The sequence below is a fragment of the Parvibaculum sp. genome (assembly GCF_035325945.1).
Lineage (GTDB): Bacteria > Pseudomonadota > Alphaproteobacteria > Parvibaculales > Parvibaculaceae > Parvibaculum.
In genome coordinates, this window is sequence record NZ_DAOKYX010000008.1 from 1 (window position 1) to 18,889 (window position 18,889).

18 protein-coding genes and 1 tRNA gene are annotated in these 18,889 nt (G+C 64.7%); 13 read left to right on the top strand and 6 right to left on the bottom strand.

Annotation, left to right across the window (positions count from 1 at the left end):
* Position 1: 1 nt before the first annotated feature.
* From PKA57_RS06120 to mnmA, 3 genes are all read right to left on the bottom strand, one after another.
* Positions 2 to 75, bottom strand: a tRNA-Met gene (locus PKA57_RS06120).
* A 168-nt stretch (positions 76 to 243) separates the two neighbouring features.
* Entirely contained in the window at positions 244 to 936 is a 693-nt protein-coding gene (locus tag PKA57_RS06125) for a class I SAM-dependent methyltransferase (protein WP_324298576.1), read from the bottom strand.
* Between the two features lie 126 nt (positions 937 to 1,062).
* Positions 1,063 to 2,262 (bottom strand): tRNA 2-thiouridine(34) synthase MnmA, encoded by a 1,200-nt coding sequence (gene mnmA / locus PKA57_RS06130; protein WP_324298578.1) that lies wholly within the window; start codon positions 2,260 to 2,262, stop codon positions 1,063 to 1,065.
* A 283-nt stretch (positions 2,263 to 2,545) separates the two neighbouring features.
* On the opposite strand from mnmA, the gene PKA57_RS06135 reads away from it, so the two are divergent.
* The 12 genes from PKA57_RS06135 to PKA57_RS06190 all read left to right on the top strand — a co-directional run bounded on the left by PKA57_RS06135 (position 2,546) and on the right by PKA57_RS06190 (position 15,384).
* Positions 2,546 to 4,069 (top strand): flagellar hook-length control protein FliK, encoded by a 1,524-nt coding sequence (locus PKA57_RS06135; protein WP_324298580.1) that lies wholly within the window; start codon positions 2,546 to 2,548, stop codon positions 4,067 to 4,069.
* A gap of 14 nt (positions 4,070 to 4,083) precedes the next feature.
* Positions 4,084 to 4,797 carry a flagellar hook capping FlgD N-terminal domain-containing protein gene (locus tag PKA57_RS06140; RefSeq protein ID WP_324298582.1) on the top strand — a complete coding sequence of 238 codons (714 nt, stop codon included), beginning with the start codon at positions 4,084 to 4,086 and terminating at the stop codon, positions 4,795 to 4,797.
* A 132-nt stretch (positions 4,798 to 4,929) separates the two neighbouring features.
* The gene (locus PKA57_RS06145) at positions 4,930 to 5,205 is read left to right on the top strand and encodes a DUF1153 domain-containing protein (protein WP_324298584.1); all 276 of its coding nucleotides are present in this window, start codon (positions 4,930 to 4,932) and stop codon (positions 5,203 to 5,205) included.
* A gap of 313 nt (positions 5,206 to 5,518) precedes the next feature.
* A complete protein-coding gene (gene fliF, locus PKA57_RS06150; protein ID WP_324298586.1) occupies positions 5,519 to 7,195 on the top strand; it encodes a flagellar basal-body MS-ring/collar protein FliF in 1,677 nt (558 codons plus the stop codon).
* An 11-nt stretch (positions 7,196 to 7,206) separates the two neighbouring features.
* The gene (gene fliG, locus PKA57_RS06155) at positions 7,207 to 8,232 is read left to right on the top strand and encodes a flagellar motor switch protein FliG (RefSeq protein WP_324298588.1); all 1,026 of its coding nucleotides are present in this window, start codon (positions 7,207 to 7,209) and stop codon (positions 8,230 to 8,232) included.
* Between the two features lie 40 nt (positions 8,233 to 8,272).
* Entirely contained in the window at positions 8,273 to 8,950 is a 678-nt protein-coding gene (locus PKA57_RS06160) for a FliH/SctL family protein (protein ID WP_324298589.1), read from the top strand.
* A 9-nt stretch (positions 8,951 to 8,959) separates the two neighbouring features.
* Positions 8,960 to 9,313 carry a flagellar motor switch protein FliN gene (gene fliN, locus PKA57_RS06165; RefSeq protein ID WP_324298591.1) on the top strand — a complete coding sequence of 118 codons (354 nt, stop codon included), beginning with the start codon at positions 8,960 to 8,962 and terminating at the stop codon, positions 9,311 to 9,313.
* 62 nt (positions 9,314 to 9,375) lie between these two features.
* The gene (locus PKA57_RS06170; protein WP_324298593.1) at positions 9,376 to 10,749 is read left to right on the top strand and encodes a sigma-54 dependent transcriptional regulator; all 1,374 of its coding nucleotides are present in this window, start codon (positions 9,376 to 9,378) and stop codon (positions 10,747 to 10,749) included.
* Positions 10,750 to 10,872: 123 nt separating this feature from the next.
* Positions 10,873 to 12,930 (top strand): flagellar biosynthesis protein FlhA, encoded by a 2,058-nt coding sequence (flhA, locus tag PKA57_RS06175; protein WP_324298738.1) that lies wholly within the window; start codon positions 10,873 to 10,875, stop codon positions 12,928 to 12,930.
* Between the two features lie 31 nt (positions 12,931 to 12,961).
* Positions 12,962 to 14,062, top strand: a complete 1,101-nt coding sequence (locus tag PKA57_RS06180) for a hypothetical protein (protein ID WP_324298595.1) — start codon at positions 12,962 to 12,964, stop codon at positions 14,060 to 14,062.
* Between the two features lie 34 nt (positions 14,063 to 14,096).
* Complete coding sequence (locus PKA57_RS06185) at positions 14,097 to 14,912, top strand: MinD/ParA family protein (RefSeq protein ID WP_324298597.1); 816 nt, start codon at positions 14,097 to 14,099, stop codon at positions 14,910 to 14,912.
* 157 nt (positions 14,913 to 15,069) lie between these two features.
* Positions 15,070 to 15,384 (top strand): hypothetical protein, encoded by a 315-nt coding sequence (locus PKA57_RS06190; protein WP_324298599.1) that lies wholly within the window; start codon positions 15,070 to 15,072, stop codon positions 15,382 to 15,384.
* A 16-nt stretch (positions 15,385 to 15,400) separates the two neighbouring features.
* On the opposite strand, the gene PKA57_RS06195 is transcribed toward PKA57_RS06190, so the two are convergent.
* The 3 genes from PKA57_RS06195 to fliI all read right to left on the bottom strand — a co-directional run bounded on the left by PKA57_RS06195 (position 15,401) and on the right by fliI (position 17,759).
* A complete protein-coding gene (locus PKA57_RS06195; protein ID WP_324298601.1) occupies positions 15,401 to 15,886 on the bottom strand; it encodes a YajQ family cyclic di-GMP-binding protein in 486 nt (161 codons plus the stop codon).
* A 128-nt stretch (positions 15,887 to 16,014) separates the two neighbouring features.
* Positions 16,015 to 16,425, bottom strand: a complete 411-nt coding sequence (gene fliJ / locus PKA57_RS06200) for a flagellar export protein FliJ (RefSeq protein ID WP_324298602.1) — start codon at positions 16,423 to 16,425, stop codon at positions 16,015 to 16,017.
* A complete protein-coding gene (gene fliI, locus PKA57_RS06205) occupies positions 16,425 to 17,759 on the bottom strand; it encodes a flagellar protein export ATPase FliI (RefSeq protein WP_324298605.1) in 1,335 nt (444 codons plus the stop codon). Before fliI ends, fliJ begins: the two co-directional genes overlap by 1 nt.
* A gap of 367 nt (positions 17,760 to 18,126) precedes the next feature.
* Between fliI and ctrA the strand changes: the two genes are divergently transcribed.
* Positions 18,127 to 18,834 (top strand): response regulator transcription factor CtrA, encoded by a 708-nt coding sequence (ctrA, locus tag PKA57_RS06210; RefSeq protein ID WP_324298607.1) that lies wholly within the window; start codon positions 18,127 to 18,129, stop codon positions 18,832 to 18,834.
* The last annotated feature ends 55 nt before the right edge of the window (positions 18,835 to 18,889 follow it).

Genomic DNA, 18,889 nt, shown 5'->3' on the forward strand with positions numbered 1-18,889 from the left:
GTAGCGGAGGAGGGACTCGAACCCCCGACACGCGGATTATGATTCCGCTGCTCTAGCCAGCTGAGCTACTCCGCCCCGGTTCCGGGCCCTGAGGGCCGGAAGACGAGGAAGCGGGGGCTGCGCGCGCCCCGCCTCGAAAGAGACCGGGATATAAGGGCGAGGCCGAAAGCCTGTCAAGCAGCCCGGCCCAACCATCGGCAAAATAAGTGAGATTTGCTCCGGCGCAGTGCCGGAGCGCCCGCCTCAGCAGCAGCAGGAGGGCGGATTGTCCGCGCCCTTGGGCGATGCGGCCTCGCCGGCCTCCAGCGGCTTGCGGAAGCGCAGCATGGTGAAGAGGCCCATGGGCTTCAGCGACCGCGTCTCGATGAGGTCGAGCTTCGTCATATGCGTGATCGTCTCGATCCGGAAATCGGGATGCCAGCCGAGCGCGCGGGCTGCCGGCGTCATCCAGCGCTCGATCACGCTCCGCAGGCCGTGATCCTGCGCAAAGTGATTGACGATGATGACCTCACCGCCCGGCTTGCAGACGCGCTCGAGCTCGGCCAGCACCTTCACCGGGTCCGGCACCACGGTCATGACATACATGGCCACGACCGTATCGAAGGCCGCATCGTCGAAGCGAAGCTCCGAGGCATCCATTTCGTAAAGGCCGGCGATGTTGCGCAGCTTGCGCTCCCGCACGCGCGAGCGCGCCTTGCGCAGCATGTCGGGCGAAAGGTCGATGCCGGTGATGGTGAGGTGCGGCGCATAGCGCGGCAGGGCGACGCCGGTGCCCACGCCCACTTCGAGCAGCGATCCCTCGCGCCCGTTGATGATGTCGATCGCGCTTTTCCGCCCGAAATCGGCAATGGGGCCGAACGACCAGTCATAGACCGGCGCCCAGCGCGCATATGCCTTGATAACCGACTGTTCGTCGATGCGCGCTATGCCGTTCAACTCGTTCTCCCGCATTCGCCTGACAAATCTCAATTTGCGAGCACCCATGTCCGCCCGCAAGCGTTTTATTCCGGCCTGAACGGGAAAATTTTCTTCCCGGGTCAAACTCCGGCCGCAGCCTCCTGCTCAGGCGACGGATGCCGCCCTGGCGAGCGGCAGGCCATGCGCCTCGGCGATGAAACCGCCGCCCAGAACCCGGCTACCGCCATTTCCGTCATAAAAGACGCAAGCCTGACCCGGCGCGACGCCATCCTCACCCGCCTCGAACTCGACCTCCGCCCGGCCGCCGGCCATGGGCCGCAGACGGGCCGGAACGGCAGCCGATGTCGAGCGCACGCGCACCATGATCCGCAGCCCCTCTGCCGGCAATGCCTCGAAGGCGCCGTCGCCGATCCAGTTCACCTCGCGCAGCACGAGACGATGCGTCTCGAGCGCCGCCTTGGGGCCGACCACGACCTCGCGCCGCGCGGCATCGAGCTTCACCACGAAAAGCGGCTGCGAATCGGGCTCGCTCGCGCCGAGCCCGAGGCCACGGCGCTGGCCGATCGTGTAGTGGATGATGCCCTTGTGGCGACCGAGCACGCGGCCCTCGAGATCGACGATGTCGCCTTCCTCCGAGGCTCCCGGCTTCAGCCTCTCGACGACGCCCGTATAGCGGCCCGTCGGCACGAAGCAGATGTCCTGGCTGTCGGGCTTCTCGGCGACGGCAAGGCCCATGCGCTCGGCGATGGCGCGCGTCTGCGGCTTCGTCAGATCGCCGAGCGGGAAGCGCAGGAAATCGAGCTGCGCGCGCGTCGTCGTGAAGAGAAAATAGCTCTGGTCGCGATCCGCATCGCGCGGGCGGTGAAGTTCGCGGCCCTGCGCGCCCTGCCTGCTGGCGATGTAGTGGCCGGTGGCAAGCGCCGCCGCGCCGAGGTCGCGCGCCGTATCGAGAAGATCGCGGAACTTCACGCGCTCATTGCAGCGCACGCAGGGGATGGGCGTCTCGCCGGCCGCGTAGGAGGAGGCAAAATCCTCCATCACCGAGCGCCGGAAACGCTCCTCATAGTCGAGCACGTAATGCGGGATGCCGATCTGGTCGGCGACGCGGCGCGCATCGTGAATATCCTGCCCCGCGCAGCACGCGCCCTTCCGCTTCACGGCCTGCCCGTGATCGTAAAGCTGCATGGTGATGCCGACGACGTCGTAACCCTGCTCTTTCAGGAGCGCGGCCGTGACCGAGGAATCGACGCCGCCCGACATGGCGACGACGACCCGCGTCTCCTCCGGGCGCCCGGGAAGATCGAGACTGTTGAGGCCGGTCGCCTCGTCGAAACTCGCACGCATGACCATGTCTCTGGGTTTGCAATCGAGGGCGGCCGGGGCTTCCATCGAAGCCGGTCGCAACGCCCGCGGGAAGGCTCGCATCATAGGCAAGGCCGCGCGGGCAGCAAGCGCGATAAGGCGCCGCATGCCCGGCATTTTTTGCCTCACCCGGCAGGAATATCGGGGCACGCCTCCAAATATCAATAGGCAAACCATTGAATTTGCTTGGCCTTCCGGCCGCTCCGGCATGGCCCGCCAATTGCTTTCCTTCTGGCGGGCCAATCTCCCGGAGGTTTCACGCGCTATGGGTCTGTCATCTTCCGTCAATTTCCGCTCGAGCCAGGTCGATCCGGGCTCGATGCTCGCTCCCGCCGCCCCCGCCACGTCCGGCGCGGGCAATGCGGGCGCTTTCCAGCGCCATCTCGCCGATGCGCGCCGGAACACGGAAAGCCCGGCCGATCGCGCGTCGGCGGCCCGCGAAGATCAGCGCCAGCGCAGCGAGGCGAGCCGCAGCACGAAGAAATCCGACGACACCTCCTCCGCCTCGACGAACGACACGAAATCCGACACTACGTCCGCCGATGGCGCGCCGCTCGCCGCCATGGCGCAGGCCCCGGCCCCCGAGCCCGCCCCGCAGGCGGATGAAACGGAGACCGGTGCAGCCACGCTCGACCCCGCCGGAGAGAAGAATGCCGCGCCCATGCTCGCCGCGCCTCCGAAGGACGCAGCGGGCGATGGCGGCACCACGCCGCTCGACGCCAAAGCCGCGGCATCGCAGACAGCCGGGACCACGCCCGCCCCGCCGGCAGGCAATGAAATGAATACGGGTTCAGCGGAGGCCGTCGGAAAGACGGACTTCGCTCTCCCGCCGGAAGCGGCCCCTGCGGCCGATACGCCCGCCGCCGATGCGCAGAAACCCGCCGGCGCGCCCATGCCCGCCTCTCAGGCGCAGATAGCGGCGATTGCCGCGGCCCCTGCCCCACAGATGAGCGGCCCGGCCGAGGACGGTCAGGACGGCGAAGCTGCCGATCCCGAAGCCAGTCTCACCATCAAGCCGAAGGAAGGCCTCGGCCACAGCGCCGCCTCGCAGATGGCCGACAAGGCCGCGGCGAAGGAAGCGACCGGAGCGGCGGCGCCGAACGCCCAACCGGCCCAGACAGCGACGGCTCAGGCGGCGACGGCTCAGGCGGCCCCGTTCATGGCACCGAACAGTGCTGCGGCGAGGTCCATGCCCGCCGGCGCGCCCGGCAGCCTCGCCATTTCCGCAACGACGCCGGCAACGGGCACGAGCGACGCCGCGCTGACGACGCATCTCAACGACCTTCAGGCGGCGGGCAGTGGCAACGCTTCCGCCAATGCGAACACGGCCACCGTGCGCATCGGCACCCTGCCCGGCCAGACCCAGCCGACCCAGCTTCCCGCCATGGCGATCGCGCTTCAGATGGCGCGCAATCTCCAGAAGGGGACGAACCGTTTCGACATCCGCCTCGATCCGCCGGAAATGGGCCGTATCGACGTCCGCATGGAAGTGCATCGCGACGGCACCGTCTCGGCCCATCTCACCGTGGAGAAGGCCCAGACCCTCGATCTCCTTCAGCGCGATGCGCGCGCCCTCCAGCAGGCGCTGAACGATGCCGGGCTTCAGGCGAATGCCGACAGTCTCAACTTCTCGCTGCATGACGAGAAGGCAGGCGGCGGCGCGCCGGAATTTTCCGGAGGGCCCCAGACCTCCCCGGCCGCAGGCGCGGCAGCGGCCGAAGAGCCTGCGCTGAGCCCGATCTACAACGTCAACCTCTCCGCTACGGGCGGCGTGGACATCCGCGTCTGAACGAGGAGCGCATCATGAGCATCGAAGCCATTTCCGCCGCCCAGGCCGCCCAGGCCGCCCAGGCCGCCCAGGCCGCGCAGTCAGCAAACACCGGCAGTCAGGCCGATGCGGCCTCCAAGGCGCTTTCCGGCAATTTCCAGATGTTCCTGACCCTGCTGACGACGCAGCTCAAGAACCAGGACCCGCTCGACCCCATGAAGTCGAACGAGTTCACGACGCAGCTCACCCAGATGTCGGGCGTCGAACAGGCCATCCAGACCAACAAGAATCTGGAGGCCCTTCTCAGCGCCAATATCTTCCAGGCGGCCAATACCGCGGTCGGGCTCATCGGCAAGCAGGTCGAGGCCATCAACGGCGGCGCGGCGCTGAAGGATGGCAACGCCGAGTGGTCCGTGACCCTCGCAAGCGATGCACCCGCCACCAGCATCCAGGTCGTCAACCAGTACGGCGCGACCGTCTACAGCACCACCATCGACGGCAAGGCCGGCCAGCAGGCTTTCAAATGGGACGGCAACGACAATTCGGGCAATCCGCAACCCGATGGCCCCTATTTTCTGATGGTCAACGCCGCCACTGCCGACGGCAAGAACGTCGCCAACACGGTCACGACCAAGGGCATCGTGACCGCCGTCGACATCACCTCGTCCAATCCGCTCATCACCGTCAACGGCGCGCAGATCAAATACTCCGACGTGACAAATGTAACCGATCCGGCGGCATCTTCCTGAAAAGCGGCCTTCCGTCCCGCGATGGCACGCTTAACCCATTGATTTCAGACAAAGTTTACGACGTGGCTTAGCCGTTTTTTAAACGCATCAGCCTACAGTCGGATCAGTAATGAGCACGGGAGATCCTGTTCGATGAGCGAGCAGCCAACACACAAGATCAACTATGTGATCGGGCCGGACGGAAGCCCGCTCACAGTGGCTGATCTGCCGCCGCCGGACACGAAGCGCTGGGTGATCCGCCGCAAGGCCGAAGTCGTCGCCGCCGTTCGCGGCGGGCTGCTCAGCCTCGACGATGCCTGCCGGCGCTACACGCTCACCGTGGAAGAATTCCTGAGCTGGCAGCGTTCGATCGAGCGCCACGGCCTCGCCGGTTTGCGTGCGACGCGCGTTCAGCAATACAGGCAGTGAGATAGGGCAGGTATCCGCGTACTTGCTGACCTGATTGCGCCGGCGAAGACACCTTCGCCGGCGCATTCCGTTTCATGTTCCCCGCCTTTCCCTCCCCAGCCGGCAAAATTTGCCGAGCGCGTTAAGGATCTGTTTAGCCTGTCGGCGGTAATTTTTGCCTACCGGCACGGGGAAGGAGATCCGCCAGGGCGCCTTGGGCAAAGGAGCGCGGATCTTTCGGGGGCAAAGGACTTGCCGCTTACCTGATGTCTTGCATCGACATTTGTCCAAGGAACGGACGGATGCGCGAGGCGGTGACACTTGAGGTGGGAACGTGGGCGGCATTGCGAATCTGCTGAAATCGCTGGGGCTTGCGCGGCTTGTAACGCTCGGCGTCGTTGCGCTGTCGATGCTTGGCTTCTTCGCCTATCTGGGACTGCGCATGACAGCGGAGCCCATGGCGCTCCTCTTTTCCGACATCGCCCGCGAAGACGCGGCGAAAATGACCACCGCGCTCGACGCGATGAACGTCAAATACGAGCTTCGCGGCGACGGCACGACGATCTTCGTGCCGGAACGCAGCGTGCTGAAGCTCCGCATGGCGCTCGCCGCCAAGGGCCTGCCCTCGGGCGGCACGGTCGGCTATGAAATCTTCGACAATGCCGATGCGCTCGGCACGACGAGCTTCCTCCAGAACATCAACCATCTGCGCGCGCTCGAAGGCGAACTGTCGCGCACCATCCGCTCGATCGACGGCATCGACGGCGCGCGCGTCCACCTTGTTCTCCCCGAACGCGAACTCTTCTCGCGCAACAAGCGCGAACCCACCGCCTCCATCGTTCTCAAGGTGCGCGGCACGCTCGCCGTCCAGCAGGTGAAGGCGATCCAGCAGCTCGTCGCCTCCGCCGTCGAAGGTCTGACGCCCGGCCATGTCTCGATCGTCGACGAGCGCGGCGCGCTTCTGGCGAGCGGCGCAGGCGAGGACGCGATGTCCATGGTGACCGCGACCGTCGAGGAACAGCGCACCGCATACGAGAACCGCGTGCGCACGCATGTCGAGGACATCATCGGCCGCGTCGTCGGCCAGGACAAGGCGCGCGTCGAGGTGACCGCGCAGATGGACTACAACCGCGTCACCCAGACGTCGGACATTTACGACCCGAACGGCCAGGTCGTCCGCTCGACCCAGACGGTCGAGGACGCCTCCAGCAATTCGGACGGCAGGCAGAACCAGTCCGTCTCCGTCGGCAACAATCTGCCGAACGCCAATCTCGGCGGCGCGGATCAGGCGACGACCTCCCAGCAGAAGTCGAACCGCAACGAAGAGACGGTCAACTACGAAATCTCGCGCACGACGAAGACGGAAGTGCTCGAACCGGGCCGCATCCGGCGGCTGTCGGTCGCGGTGCTCGTCGACGGCACCTATACGGCGGGCGCCGACGGCAAGACCGTCTATGCCCCGCGCTCCGAACAGGAAATCGCCAAGATCGAAGCGCTCGTTAAATCGGCCATCGGCTTCGACCAGTCGCGCGGCGACCATGTGGAAGTCGTCAATCTGCGCTTCGCGGAGGTCACGCCGGTGGACACGACGCCGCTCGCCGATCCGGCTTCGGGCTTCACCAAGGCCGATTACATCCGCATCGGCGAATTCGCCGTTCTCGCGATCCTCGCGCTCGTCGCCATGTTCTTCGTCTTCCGCCCCGTGCTCGCCCGCCTCATCCCGGCGGCGGGCCACATGGTCGCGCCCGCCGCGCTCGCGCTGCCGTCGAGCCCTGCAGGCCATGCGGCCGCGGCGCTTCCGGGACCGGACGGCGCCTTGTCGGGCGACGATATTTCCGCGGCGCTCATCGCCGGCTCCAACCAGTCTTTCGACGACGACATGATGATCGACATCGCCCAGGTCACCGGCAAGGTGAAGCATTCCTCGGTGCGCAAGATCGGTGAACTCGTCTCGCACCACCCCGACGAATCCATTTCCATCCTGCGCAGCTGGCTGCACGAAACGGCTTGAGGAACAACATCGTGGCAACCGCACCGAAGAAACAGGAAGACAAGAGCCTCAGCGGCCCGCAGAAGGCGGCGATCTTCATGCTCGCCATGGGCGCCGACGACGCGGCCTCCCTCTGGGAAATGTTCGACGACGACGAGATCCGGGAACTCTCCCAGATCATGTCGACGCTCGGCACGGTGCAGGCGGGAACCGTCGAGAAGCTGCTCGTCGAATTCGCCTCCAAGATGTCGGGCACGGGCGCGCTCATCGGCTCCTACGAGTCGACCGAACGCCTGCTGTCGAAGTTCCTTCCCGAAGACCGCGTCAACCTCGTCATGGATGAAATCCGCGGTCCCGCGGGGCGCACCATGTGGGAAAAGCTCGGCAATGTGAACGAGCAGGTGCTCGCAAGCTATCTCAAGAACGAATATCCCCAGACCGTCGCCGTCGTTCTCTCCAAGGTGAGGCCGGAGCACGCTGCGCGCGTTCTCTGCCACCTGCCGGAAGACTTCGCGCTCGAGGTCATCACGCGCATGCTGCGCATGGAATCGGTCCAGAAGGAAATTCTCGACAAGGTCGAGCAGACGCTTCGCGCCGAATTCATGTCGAACCTTTCGCGCACCAATCGCCGTGACGCGCATGAGCTGATGGCCGAGATCTTCAACAATTTCGACCGCCAGACCGAAGGCCGCTTCCTCGCCGCGCTGGAAGAGCGCAGCCGCGACGCCGCCGAGCGCATCAAGGCGCTCATGTTCACCTTCGAGGATCTCGGCAAGCTCGATCCGGGCTCGGTGCAGACGCTGCTGCGCGCGGTCGACAAGAACAAGCTCGCGGTCGCCCTCAAGGGCGCCTCCGACACTCTGCGCGACCTGTTCTTCGCGAACATGTCGGAGCGCGCGGGCAAGATCCTCCGCGAGGATATGGAACTGATGGGTCCCGTCCGCCTCAAGGATGTGGATGAAGCCCAGATGATGATGGTCAACATCGCCAAGGATCTCGCGCAGAAGGGCGAAATCCTGATCGCCCAGAACAATGACGAAGACGAACTGATCTACTGAGGCGGGCCGCACATCGTTTGGCCGAATGAACAGAATGAGCATGAAGCAGGCAGTCAAATTCACCTTCGATACGCGCTTCGACGACGGGCAACCCTCGGCGCCGCGCACTCCCGCGAAGGTGCAATTCAGCGAGGAAGAGGCCGAGCGCATCCGCGCCGAGGCCTATGCCTCGGGCTTTGCCGCCGGCCATGCGGAAGCATCGGCCCGCGCCGATCAGGAAATCGGCAACGCGATGCGCGACCTCGTCGCCAATGCGGCAAGCTTCCTCGCCGCGCTCGATGCGGAATGCATCTCGATCCGTGGCGAGGCGACGCAACTCGCGCTCGCCGTCGCCCGCAAGCTCGCGCCCGCCCTCATCGCCTCGCGCCCCGAAGCCGAAATCGAGGCCGTTCTTCGCGACTGCCTTGTGCATCTGAACCGGGAGCCGCACATCGTCCTTCGCGTCGCCGATACGCTGATGGAACGCCTGAAGGAAACCGTCGAGCGCATGGCGCGCGAGCGCGGCCTCGATGGCCGCATCATCCTCATCGGCCAGAACGACGTCGCCGAAGGCGACTGCCTCGTCGAATGGGCCGATGGCGGCGTGGTGCGCTCGATCCACGAGCTTGAACAGGAAATCGTCGAAATCACGACCCGCTACATCGAAACACTGTCCGGCCGGCGCAATGCGGACCAGCGCCTCGCCATGCCCGAAACGCCGAAGCAGAACGCACTCTAGGAGCAGACCATGGCCGACCAGGATGATGAAATCCCCCTGCCCGATCTCGCAAATGCCGAGCCGCTTGCCGCCGAGGTGAGCCTCGAGGAAGAGGACGATGCCGAGCGCATCCGCATGGCGCAGGACCTCGAAGCCGTCTTCGACGTGCCGGTCAATGTCTCGGCCGTTCTCGGCAAGACGCATATGGAAGTCTCGAACCTGCTGAAGCTCGGACGCGGCACCATCGTCGAACTCGATCGCAAGGTCGGTGAAGCGATCGACATCTTCGTCAACGACCGTCTCGTCGCACGCGGCGAAGTCGTGGTGGTCGACGACCGGCTCGGCGTCACCATGACCGAAATCGTGAAAGGCAGCGCGAGCTGAAACGCTCGCGCCCGCCCGAACCTGTAACTGCATAAGAAAACACTGAAAGAGGAGTGCGGCACATGCGCCTTCTGATCGTCGGAACCCTGAACGGCCAGCTCTCGACCGCCACCAAGATGGCCATGGCGAAGGGCGCCAGGGTGACGCATACGGAGACCGCCGATCAGGCGCTCGACACGCTGCGCGCCGGCCGTGGCGCCGACCTGCTGATGGTCGATGTGGGCTGCGACATCGCCGCGCTCATCGCGCAGCTTCAGGACGAGCATATCTGCGTTCCGGTCGTCGCCTGCGGCGTCGATACGGATGCGCGCGCCGCCGTGAACGCCATCCGCGCGGGCGCGAAGGAATATATCCCGCTGCCCCCCGATGCCGAACTCATCGCCGCCGTTCTCTCCGCCGTCGCCGATGACGGTCATGCCTTCGTGTTCAAGGACCCGAAGATGGTCGAGATGATCCGCCTCGCCGACCAGGTGGCGCCGTCCGACGCGAGCATTCTCATCACCGGCGAATCCGGCACCGGCAAGGAAGTCATGGCGCGCTACCTGCACAGGAAGTCGCTGCGCCGGGACAAGCCCTTCATTTCCGTCAACTGTGCGGCCATTCCGGAAAACCTGCTCGAATCCGAACTCTTCGGCCATGAGAAAGGCGCCTTCACCGGCGCGGTCGCCCGGCGCATCGGCAAGTTCGAGGAAGCCGATGGCGGCACGCTTCTGCTCGATGAAATCAGCGAGATGGATTTGCGCCTGCAGGCGAAGCTTCTGCGCGCCATTCAGGAGCGCGAAATCGACCGTGTCGGCGGCAAGGCGCCCGTCAAGGTCAACATCCGCATCCTTGCGACGTCGAACCGCGACCTTCAGGCAGAGGCGCGCGCGGGCCGCTTCCGCGAAGACCTTTTCTATCGCCTCAACGTCGTCAATCTGAAGCTCCCGCCGCTGCGCGAGCGCCCGGCCGACATTCTGGCGCTGACCGAACATTTCGCCGAGCGCTACGCCAAGGCGAACGGTCTGCCCGTGAAGCCGCTCTCGCTCGAGGCGCGCCGCTTCCTCACCCGCCATCAGTGGTCGGGCAACGTCCGCGAACTTGAAAACACGCTTCACCGCGCCGTTCTGCTTTCGACAGGCCCCGAAATCGATGTCGAGGCGATCCGTCTCCCCGACGGTTCGCGCCTCGATGAGCCCGCGCCCTCTCTCGGCATCGCCCAGAAGGCCGCCGCCGCCGCCGATGCCGCAACGCGCAGCTTTGTCGGCCGCACGGTCGCCGAGGTCGAGCAGGATCTCATCCTGCAGACGCTCAACCATTGCCTCGGCAACCGCACGCATGCCGCAAATATTCTAGGCATCTCCATCCGCACCTTGCGCAACAAGCTCAAGGAATACAGCGAATCCGGCATCGCCGTGCCCGTTCCGGGCGGCGAGGCGCGCCTTAACTTCGGCTGATTTCGCAAGAACGCCAATCGGGCATGACGGGGACTGGTTCCAATGAGTGACGCGACTGTGGGGAATGCGAATTCCGGCGGATTGCTGCGCAGCTTCGGCCTCGCCGGTCTGACGCCGGCCGGCATGCTCGGCAATCTTGCCAAGCGCGGCGACCTCGCGCTGGCCGTCGGCGTGATGACGATCATCGTCGTCCTCATCCTGCCGATGCCGGCGTTCCTCCTCGATTTCTCGCTCGCCATCTCGATCACCTTTTCGGTGCTCGTGCTGATGACGGCGCTCTTCATCCAGCGGCCGCTCGAATTCAGCGCCTTCCCGACCGTGCTCCTCATCGCGACGATGCTGCGCCTGGCGCTCAACCTTGCCTCGACGCGCCTCATCCTCTCTCACGGCCATGACGGGACGGGCGCCGCTGGCAAGGTGATCGAGGCCTTCGGTCACTTCGTGATGCAGGGCAACTTCGTCATCGGCGTGATTGTCTTCTCGATCCTCGTCATCGTGAATTTCATCGTCATCACCAAGGGTTCGGGCCGCATCGCCGAAGTCGCGGCGCGCTTCACCCTCGATGCCATGCCCGGCAAGCAGATGGCGATCGACGCCGATCTGTCGGCCGGCCTCATCGACGAGAAGGCCGCGCGCCAGCGCCGCAGCGATCTCGAAAACGAAAGCGCCTTTTTCGGTGCGATGGACGGTGCCTCGAAATTCGTGCGAGGCGACGCAGTCGCGGGCCTGCTCATCACCTTCATCAATGTCGTCGGCGGCATCATCGTCGGCGTCGCGCAGAACGACCTCTCCTTCGCCGAGGCCGCCCACACCTACACCATCCTGACCGTCGGCGACGGCCTGGTGAGCCAGATCCCGGCGCTCATCGTTTCGACCGCGGCGGGCCTCCTCGTCTCCAAGGCGGGCGTCGAAGGCGCGGCCGATCAGGCGCTCTTCGATCAGCTTTCCGGCTATCCGCAGGCGCTCGGCATGTCGTCCGTCGTCATGGGCACCATGGCGCTCCTGCCCGGCCTGCCGATGATCCCGTTCCTCCTGCTTTCGGGTGGTGCGGGCGGCCTTGCCTATTACGTGACTAAGATGCGCAAGACGAGAGCGGCCGAAGCCGTCGCGATGGAAGCGGCCCAATCCAGCGCCGCGCCTGCCGCCGAGGAACCGATCAGCACCGCGCTCAGGATGGACGAGCTGCGCCTCGAGATCGGCTATGCGCTGCTGCCGCTCATCAACGGCAAGGACCACCAGAAGCTCACCGACCAGATCAAGGCGCTGCGCCGCCAGCTCGCGACCGATATGGGCTTCGTCATGCCGTCGGTCCGCATCCTCGACAATGTCCAGCTCGATGCGAACGGCTACGCTATCCGCGTCAAGGAAGTCGAGGCCGGACATGGCGAAGTCTATGTGAACCAGCTTCTCGTCATGGACCCGCAGGGCGGCCGTATCGAGCTTCCCGGCCTTCACACGACGGAGCCCGCATTCGGCCTGCCCGCAACCTGGATCGACGAGGGTCTGCGCGAGGAAGCCTCCTTCCGCGGCTACACGGTCGTCGACCCGCCGACGGTGCTCACCACGCATCTCACCGAGATCATTCGCGACAACATGGCCGACCTTCTCTCCTACGCGGAAGTGCAGAAGCTCATCGACGAGCTTGGCAAGGAGCACAGGAAGCTCGTGGACGACATCGTTCCCTCGCAGATCACGATCACGGGCATCCAGCGCGTGCTTCAGACGCTGCTCACCGAGCGCATCTCGATCCGCGACCTGCCGACCATCATGGAAGGCATCGCCGAGGCCGTCGGCCACACGCAGAGCCTCAATCTCATCACCGAGCATGTGCGCTCGCGGCTCGCGCGCCAGATCTGCGCCTCGAATGTGGACCGCGACAACATGCTGCCGCTCGTCACCCTCTCGCCGCGCTGGGAACAGTCCTTCGCCGAATCCCTCGTCGGCCAGGGCGACGAGAAGCAGCTCGCCATGCAGCCCTCCAAGCTGCAGGAGTTCATTGCCGCCGTCCGCGACACGTTCGAGGAAGCGGGCCGCGCGGGCGAGGTCCCGGTTCTCTTGACGAGCCCCGGCATCCGTCCTTATGTCCGCTCGATCATCGAACGCTTCCGGCCGCAGACATTCGTGATGTCGCAGAATGAAATCCATCCGCGGATTCGTCTGCGCACGCTGGGAGCCGTTTGAGCGGAAGCGAAGACCGGCGGGGTAGAAACAGGTGAAACTCAGGACTTTCATCGCGGCGGACATGGCCGAAGCCATCGAGGCAGTGCGGCACGAGCTTGGCGCCGAGGCCATCATCGTTTCGAGCTTCACGAACGACGCCGGAAGCATCGAGGTGACCGCCGCGATCGAGCCCGATGCCGGGCGGCCGCTGAGCCTCTTCGAACTGGAATCCTCGCTCGAAACGAGCCTCCGCGAGCGGCTTCGCACAAGCCCTCACGAAAGCCACCACCCCGAAACCGATCCTGCCCCCGTTCCCCATTCCGGCATCGCCTTCGACGAGACGCTTCTTGCCAGCGCACTCGACGCGCAAGGCACGCCCGCCGGTCTGCGCGATGCGCTGGTGGCGGCGGCCGCGGCACTCGACAATGACGACGCGCTGGCCGCCCTCGCCATAGCGCTCCACACCCGCTTCGCCTTCGATCCTCTGCCTGCCTGCCCGCCCGCGCCCGTCATGCTGGTCGGCCTGCCCGGCTCCGGCAAAACCGTCACCATGGCAAAACTCGCGGCCGGGGCTGTGATAGAAGGCGTGAGCGCCGATCTCATCACCACCGATACGGCCCGCGCCGGCGCCGCGCAGCAAGGCGAAGCCTATGGCCGGCTGCTCGACCTCGATATTCGTTCGGCCGGTGACATCGACGGCCTCGCGTTGCTGCTCAACGAGCATGAAGGCAGGGCGGCGCCAGCCGATCGCTCCACCCGTCCCTGCTTCATCGACACGGCGAGCGTCAATCCTTTCGATGGGCAGGAATTCGCCGCGCTGAAGCGCCTTGCCGAAGGCGCGCGCTTCGCCGCCGACACCGAGCCCGTGCTCGTTCTTTCCGCAGCCGGAGACGCGCGGCTTCTCTGCGAAACCGCATCGCATTTCTCCAGCCTCGGCGCGCGCCGCCTCATCGCGACGCAGGTCGATATTTCGCGCCGCATCGGCGCGGTGCTCGCCGCCGCCGATCACGCAAGCCTCGCTCTCTCCCATATCAGCGTCACGCCCTATCTCGCGCGCGGCCTTGCGGCGATGAACCCGCTCGTCTGCGCCCGCCTCATCCTCGGCACGCATGAGGCGCGCGCCGACGGCTCGGGCGCCATGGCCGCATCATGAAGCCGGCAGGACCCTCTTCCATTCGGGATTGCACATGTCTCACCCGCGCATGATCCAGATCGCTTCCGGCAAGGGCGGAGTCGGCAAGACTTGGTTCGCGATCACGCTTGCCGAAGCGCTCGCCGGTATGAACCGGGATGTTCTCCTTTTCGACGGCGATCTCGGCCTTGCCAATGTCGATGTCCAACTCGGCCTTTCGCCGAAGCACGATCTCGGCTCCGTGATCGCCGGACGCGTCCGCATAGAGGACGCGATCACGACCTATGAAATTCCCTCCGTGAGCGGAGCGGCGGGCGGCCTCAAATTCGACGTGCTCGCCGGCAAGTCGGGCTCCGGCGTGCTGAGCGCGCTGACCAGACCCGAGATCGCCGCCATCGCGCGCAATCTCGTCGCGCTATCGGCGCGCTATGCCCATGTCGTCATCGACCTCGCCGCGGGGCTCGATCAATCCGTGCTGGCGCTCTGCACGCCGGGCAGCACCACGCTCGTCATCGTGACCGACGAGCCGACCTCGCTCACCGATGCCTATGCCTTCATCAAGCTGCTCACCCTTCAGGAGCCGCAGGCCGACATCAGGATCGTGGTTAATTTCGCCAATGATCGCGAACATGCCTGGCGCACGCATGCGGCGCTCAGCAATGCCTGCCGCAACTTTCTCGGCTTCAATCCGCCACTCGCGGGCTTCGTGCCGCGCGACGATCTGGTGCGCGACGCCATCCGCCGCCAGACGCCCCTTCTCTTCCGCCATCCGCAGGCAAAGGCAAGCGAGGCGGTGCGCAGGATCGCTCGCGATCTCCTGCTTCCCCTGCCCGCTCAGGAGCCCGTGAAGACGGCGCGCGGACATGACTGAGGTATATTGCGCCGCACACGAATGATTTGCTGCATTGCGATCAGGGTGGACGCTGTCCCAAATTGAGCTAGTCTGTACTCCACCTCGAGGCGGGTGACGGCATTCGCGTCGGGCAAGGGGGAATGTTTGCGTCGGGAAGTTGGGGGACAGAATGCTTATGGACTATCTGAATCAGGGCCTCGCCCTGGCCCGTCAGGGCTTCGATACCGTGAATTCTGTGCAGGGAATTGTGATCGCGGTGATCGCGGCCGGGCTCATGCGGAACTATGGGCGCGTCATCGGCTGGGCGATCGGCGCAACTGTCGTGCATGAGGCGGTCAACATCGTCCGCCATATTCTCGCGCACGACGCCAATCCCGTTCCGAACTTCGCCGACATGGAAGTTCTGAAGCTCATCGCGGTTCGCTTCGTCGGCTATTTCGTCGCGATCAGCATCATCTATTTCGTCAGGCGTCTTTTCTTCCGCAGCTGACGCGCCCCGCCGGACGTCAATCGCGGAAGTTTTCGTACTGTAGCGGCTGCTCGATATCGAGCCCGCGCACGAACTGGATCGCGGCCTGCAGGTCGTCGCGCTTCTTGCCGGAGACGCGCAGCTCGTCGCCCTGAATGGCGACCTGCACCTTCAGGCCCGATCCCTTGATCTCCTTGACGATGCGCTTGCCGAGATCCTTGTCGATGCCCTGGCGGATGGCGACCTTCTGGCGGACGCTCTGGCCCGCGGCCTTTTCGGGCTCCTTGTAGTCGAGCACGCCCGGATCGACCTTGCGGCGGGCGAGATGGCCCTGCAGCAGCTCGTGCATCTGCTTGAGCTTCAACTCGTCATCCGCGTTGATGGTGATTTCCTGTTCCTTGCGCTCGATCGTGCAGCGCGACCCCTTGAAATCGTAACGCTGCGCGATCTCCCGCTCCACGTTCTGGAGCGCGTTGTCGATTTCGCCGAAATCGGTCTTGGATACGATGTCGAAGGAAGGCATGGGGGAATTCCGCCTGAACTTAGGAAACACGGCCGGCATTGTAGAGCATCGCCGTCCGGATTTGAACGGCTGGCGCCCACCCATGCGAGCGTGTTGCAAACTCCAGTACAGGAAGGATGAAAGGCGCGTCAGCCGCGCCTGTGAATGCCGAGCGCGACCTCGTCGAGTTCCGCCTGCTCGATCCGTATCGCTTCCTTGCGATGCCTGCGCTTCCGGTTGTCCTCGATCAGCTCGTATTTCTTGAGTTCGCGGAAGGCGCTCGCCAGTTCCTCTTTCGCCACGCCGAGCTGATGCTCGATGTCCTCGATCGAATTGAGGATGTTCTGGCGCCGCCGGATCACCGATTTGGCGAACATCGGATAGGCGAAATGCGCCACATCCGAAATGCCGGCCTTTTCCTGCTCCGCCAGCACCTGCGCCTCAAGCTCGCGCTCGCGGGCACGGAACTCCTGAAGCATGAGTTCGAGTTCGGCGAGCTTGCGGCGCTTCTCGTCCACCTGAAAGCGGTGAAGCCTGATGAGAGAATCCCGGTTACGCATCAGTCATCCTCCCGCGCCGGAGGCGTCTGCGAAAGAATATCGGCGAGCATGGCATAGCCCGACGCCATGTCCGTCGCCTCGTTTTTACGCTGCCCGAGAAAACGCTCGAGCGAAGGCTGATAGAAGATCGCCTCGTCGACGAGCTTGTCCGAACCGGGACGGTACGCGCCGAGGCGAATGAGTTCTTCCATGTCGTCATAGGTCGAAAGCAACGTCCGCGCCTTGCGGATGAGCGTGTTCTCTTCCTCGCTGTTGCAGCCCGGCATGGTGCGCGACACGGATTTGAGAATATTGATCGCCGGATAGCGGCCGCGCTCCGCGATCGCGCGCTCCATGACGATGTGTCCGTCGAGAATGCCGCGCACCGCGTCCGCGACCGGCTCGTTGTGATCGTCGCCATCGACGAGAACGGTGAAGAGCCCGGTGATGCTGCCGCTTCCCGTGCCGGGGCCTGCGCGCTCGAGCAGCTTGGGCAGCTCGGCGAAGACGGTGGGCGTATAGCCCTTGCTCGTGGGCGGCTCGCCGGCGGAAAGGCCGATCTCGCGCTGCGCCATCGCAAAGCGCGTCACGCTGTCCATGAGGCAGAGCACATCCTTGCCGTGATCACGGAAATATTCCGCGAGGCTTAGCGTCAGATAGGCCGCCTGACGGCGCATCAGCGCCGCCTCGTCGGAGGTCGCGACCACGACGACGGAGCGCGCAAGACCCTCCGGCCCCAGATCGTCTTCAAGGAATTCCTGAACCTCGCGGCCGCGCTCGCCGATGAGGCCGATGACCGAAATATCGCAGGCCGTGTTGCGGGCGAGCATCGAGAGCAGCACCGACTTGCCGACGCCGGAGCCCGCGAAAATGCCCATGCGCTGGCCGCGGCAGCAGCTCAGAAACGTGTTGATGGCGCGGACGCCGAGATCGATCTTGCCGCGCACGCGCTGCCTGGTATGCGCGGGAGGCGGCATGTTGCGCAGCGGATAGGGCTCGGCGCCCTGCGCGATCGGACCCTTGCCGTCGATGGGCTCGCCCATCGCATTGACCACGCGGCCGAGCCATGCGCTTGAAGGATAGACATGCGGCTCCTCGGCGATGACTTCCGCCTTGCAGCCGACGCCGATGCCGGAAAGCTGCCCGAACGGCAGGCAGAGCGCTCGCCCCTCGCGGAAGCCGACCACTTCGCATGGGATGTCGCCGCCCGTGCGGCTCGTCACCGTCAGCCTGCTGCCGACGCCCATGGCGTGAAGCGGACCCGCCACTTCCACCATCAGCCCCTGAACGCTGACGACACGTCCGTAATGCCTGATCTCGGAGAGCGCGCCGATCTCCGCCAACAAAGCTCGCACTTCTCAAGGCTCCCGCGTCTTGCTTGCCTCGCCCCGCCAGGGGCTTGCTATATGGGAGGAATCACCCCTGCTCCCACATCGTGCGTTCATCATGGCGGCAAGACTTTAAGGGCGCGTAAACCCTGGAACCGGGAAAATATCACCGAAATCGGAGGCAGCGGCGCGGTGGCAGGGTCGTGGATCCGGGCGGAATTCACGCCCCGGTCAACAGGGTGAACGGCCTGTGAACCGCTTACATAAATTTTTCTCAAAATTTTCGTCCACGGTTAACCTTTATTAACCAAATCGCGATAATGTGGCTTATGTGGATTTAACTTTTTGGGCCGCAGTGGCGGGGGGCAGGCCTCCCGCTGCGAAGAGGGGGACGATGCGAGTTCTGCTCATCGAAGACGACAGTGCAACCGCCCAGAGCATTGAGCTGATGCTCAAGTCTGACGGTTTTAACGTGTACACGACCGATCTTGGCGAAGAAGGGGTCGATCTCGGTAAGCTCTATGACTACGACATCATCCTTCTGGACCTGAATCTGCCGGACATGAGCGGATACGAGGTTCTGAAGTCGTTGCGCATGGGCAAGGTGACGACGCCGATCCTGATCCTCTCCGGCCTCGCCGGCATCGAGAACAAGGTTCGCGGCCTCGGCTTCGGCGCCGACGACTACATGACCAAGCCCTTCCACAAGGATGAGCTGGTCGCCCGCATTCATGCGGTCGTGCGCCGCTCCAAGGGCCATTCGCAGTCGGTCATCAACACCGGCAAGCTCACGGTCAATCTCGACACCAAGACGGTCGAGGTCGACGGCCAGCGCGTTCATCTCACCGGCAAGGAATACCAGATGCTGGAGCTTCTCTCGCTCCGCAAGGGTACGACGCTCACCAAGGAGATGTTCCTCAACCATCTCTATGGCGGCATGGACGAGCCGGAACTCAAGATCATCGACGTGTTCATCTGCAAGCTCCGCAAGAAGCTCGCAGCGTCCACGGGCGGCGAACATTATATCGAGACCGTGTGGGGACGGGGCTATGTGCTGCGCGATCCGGTCGAAGGGGCGATGCCTGTTCAGGCGACAGCCTGAGACGACCGGGCGCATGAAAAGACGAAGGGCGTCTCCCGCGAGACGCCCTTTGCGT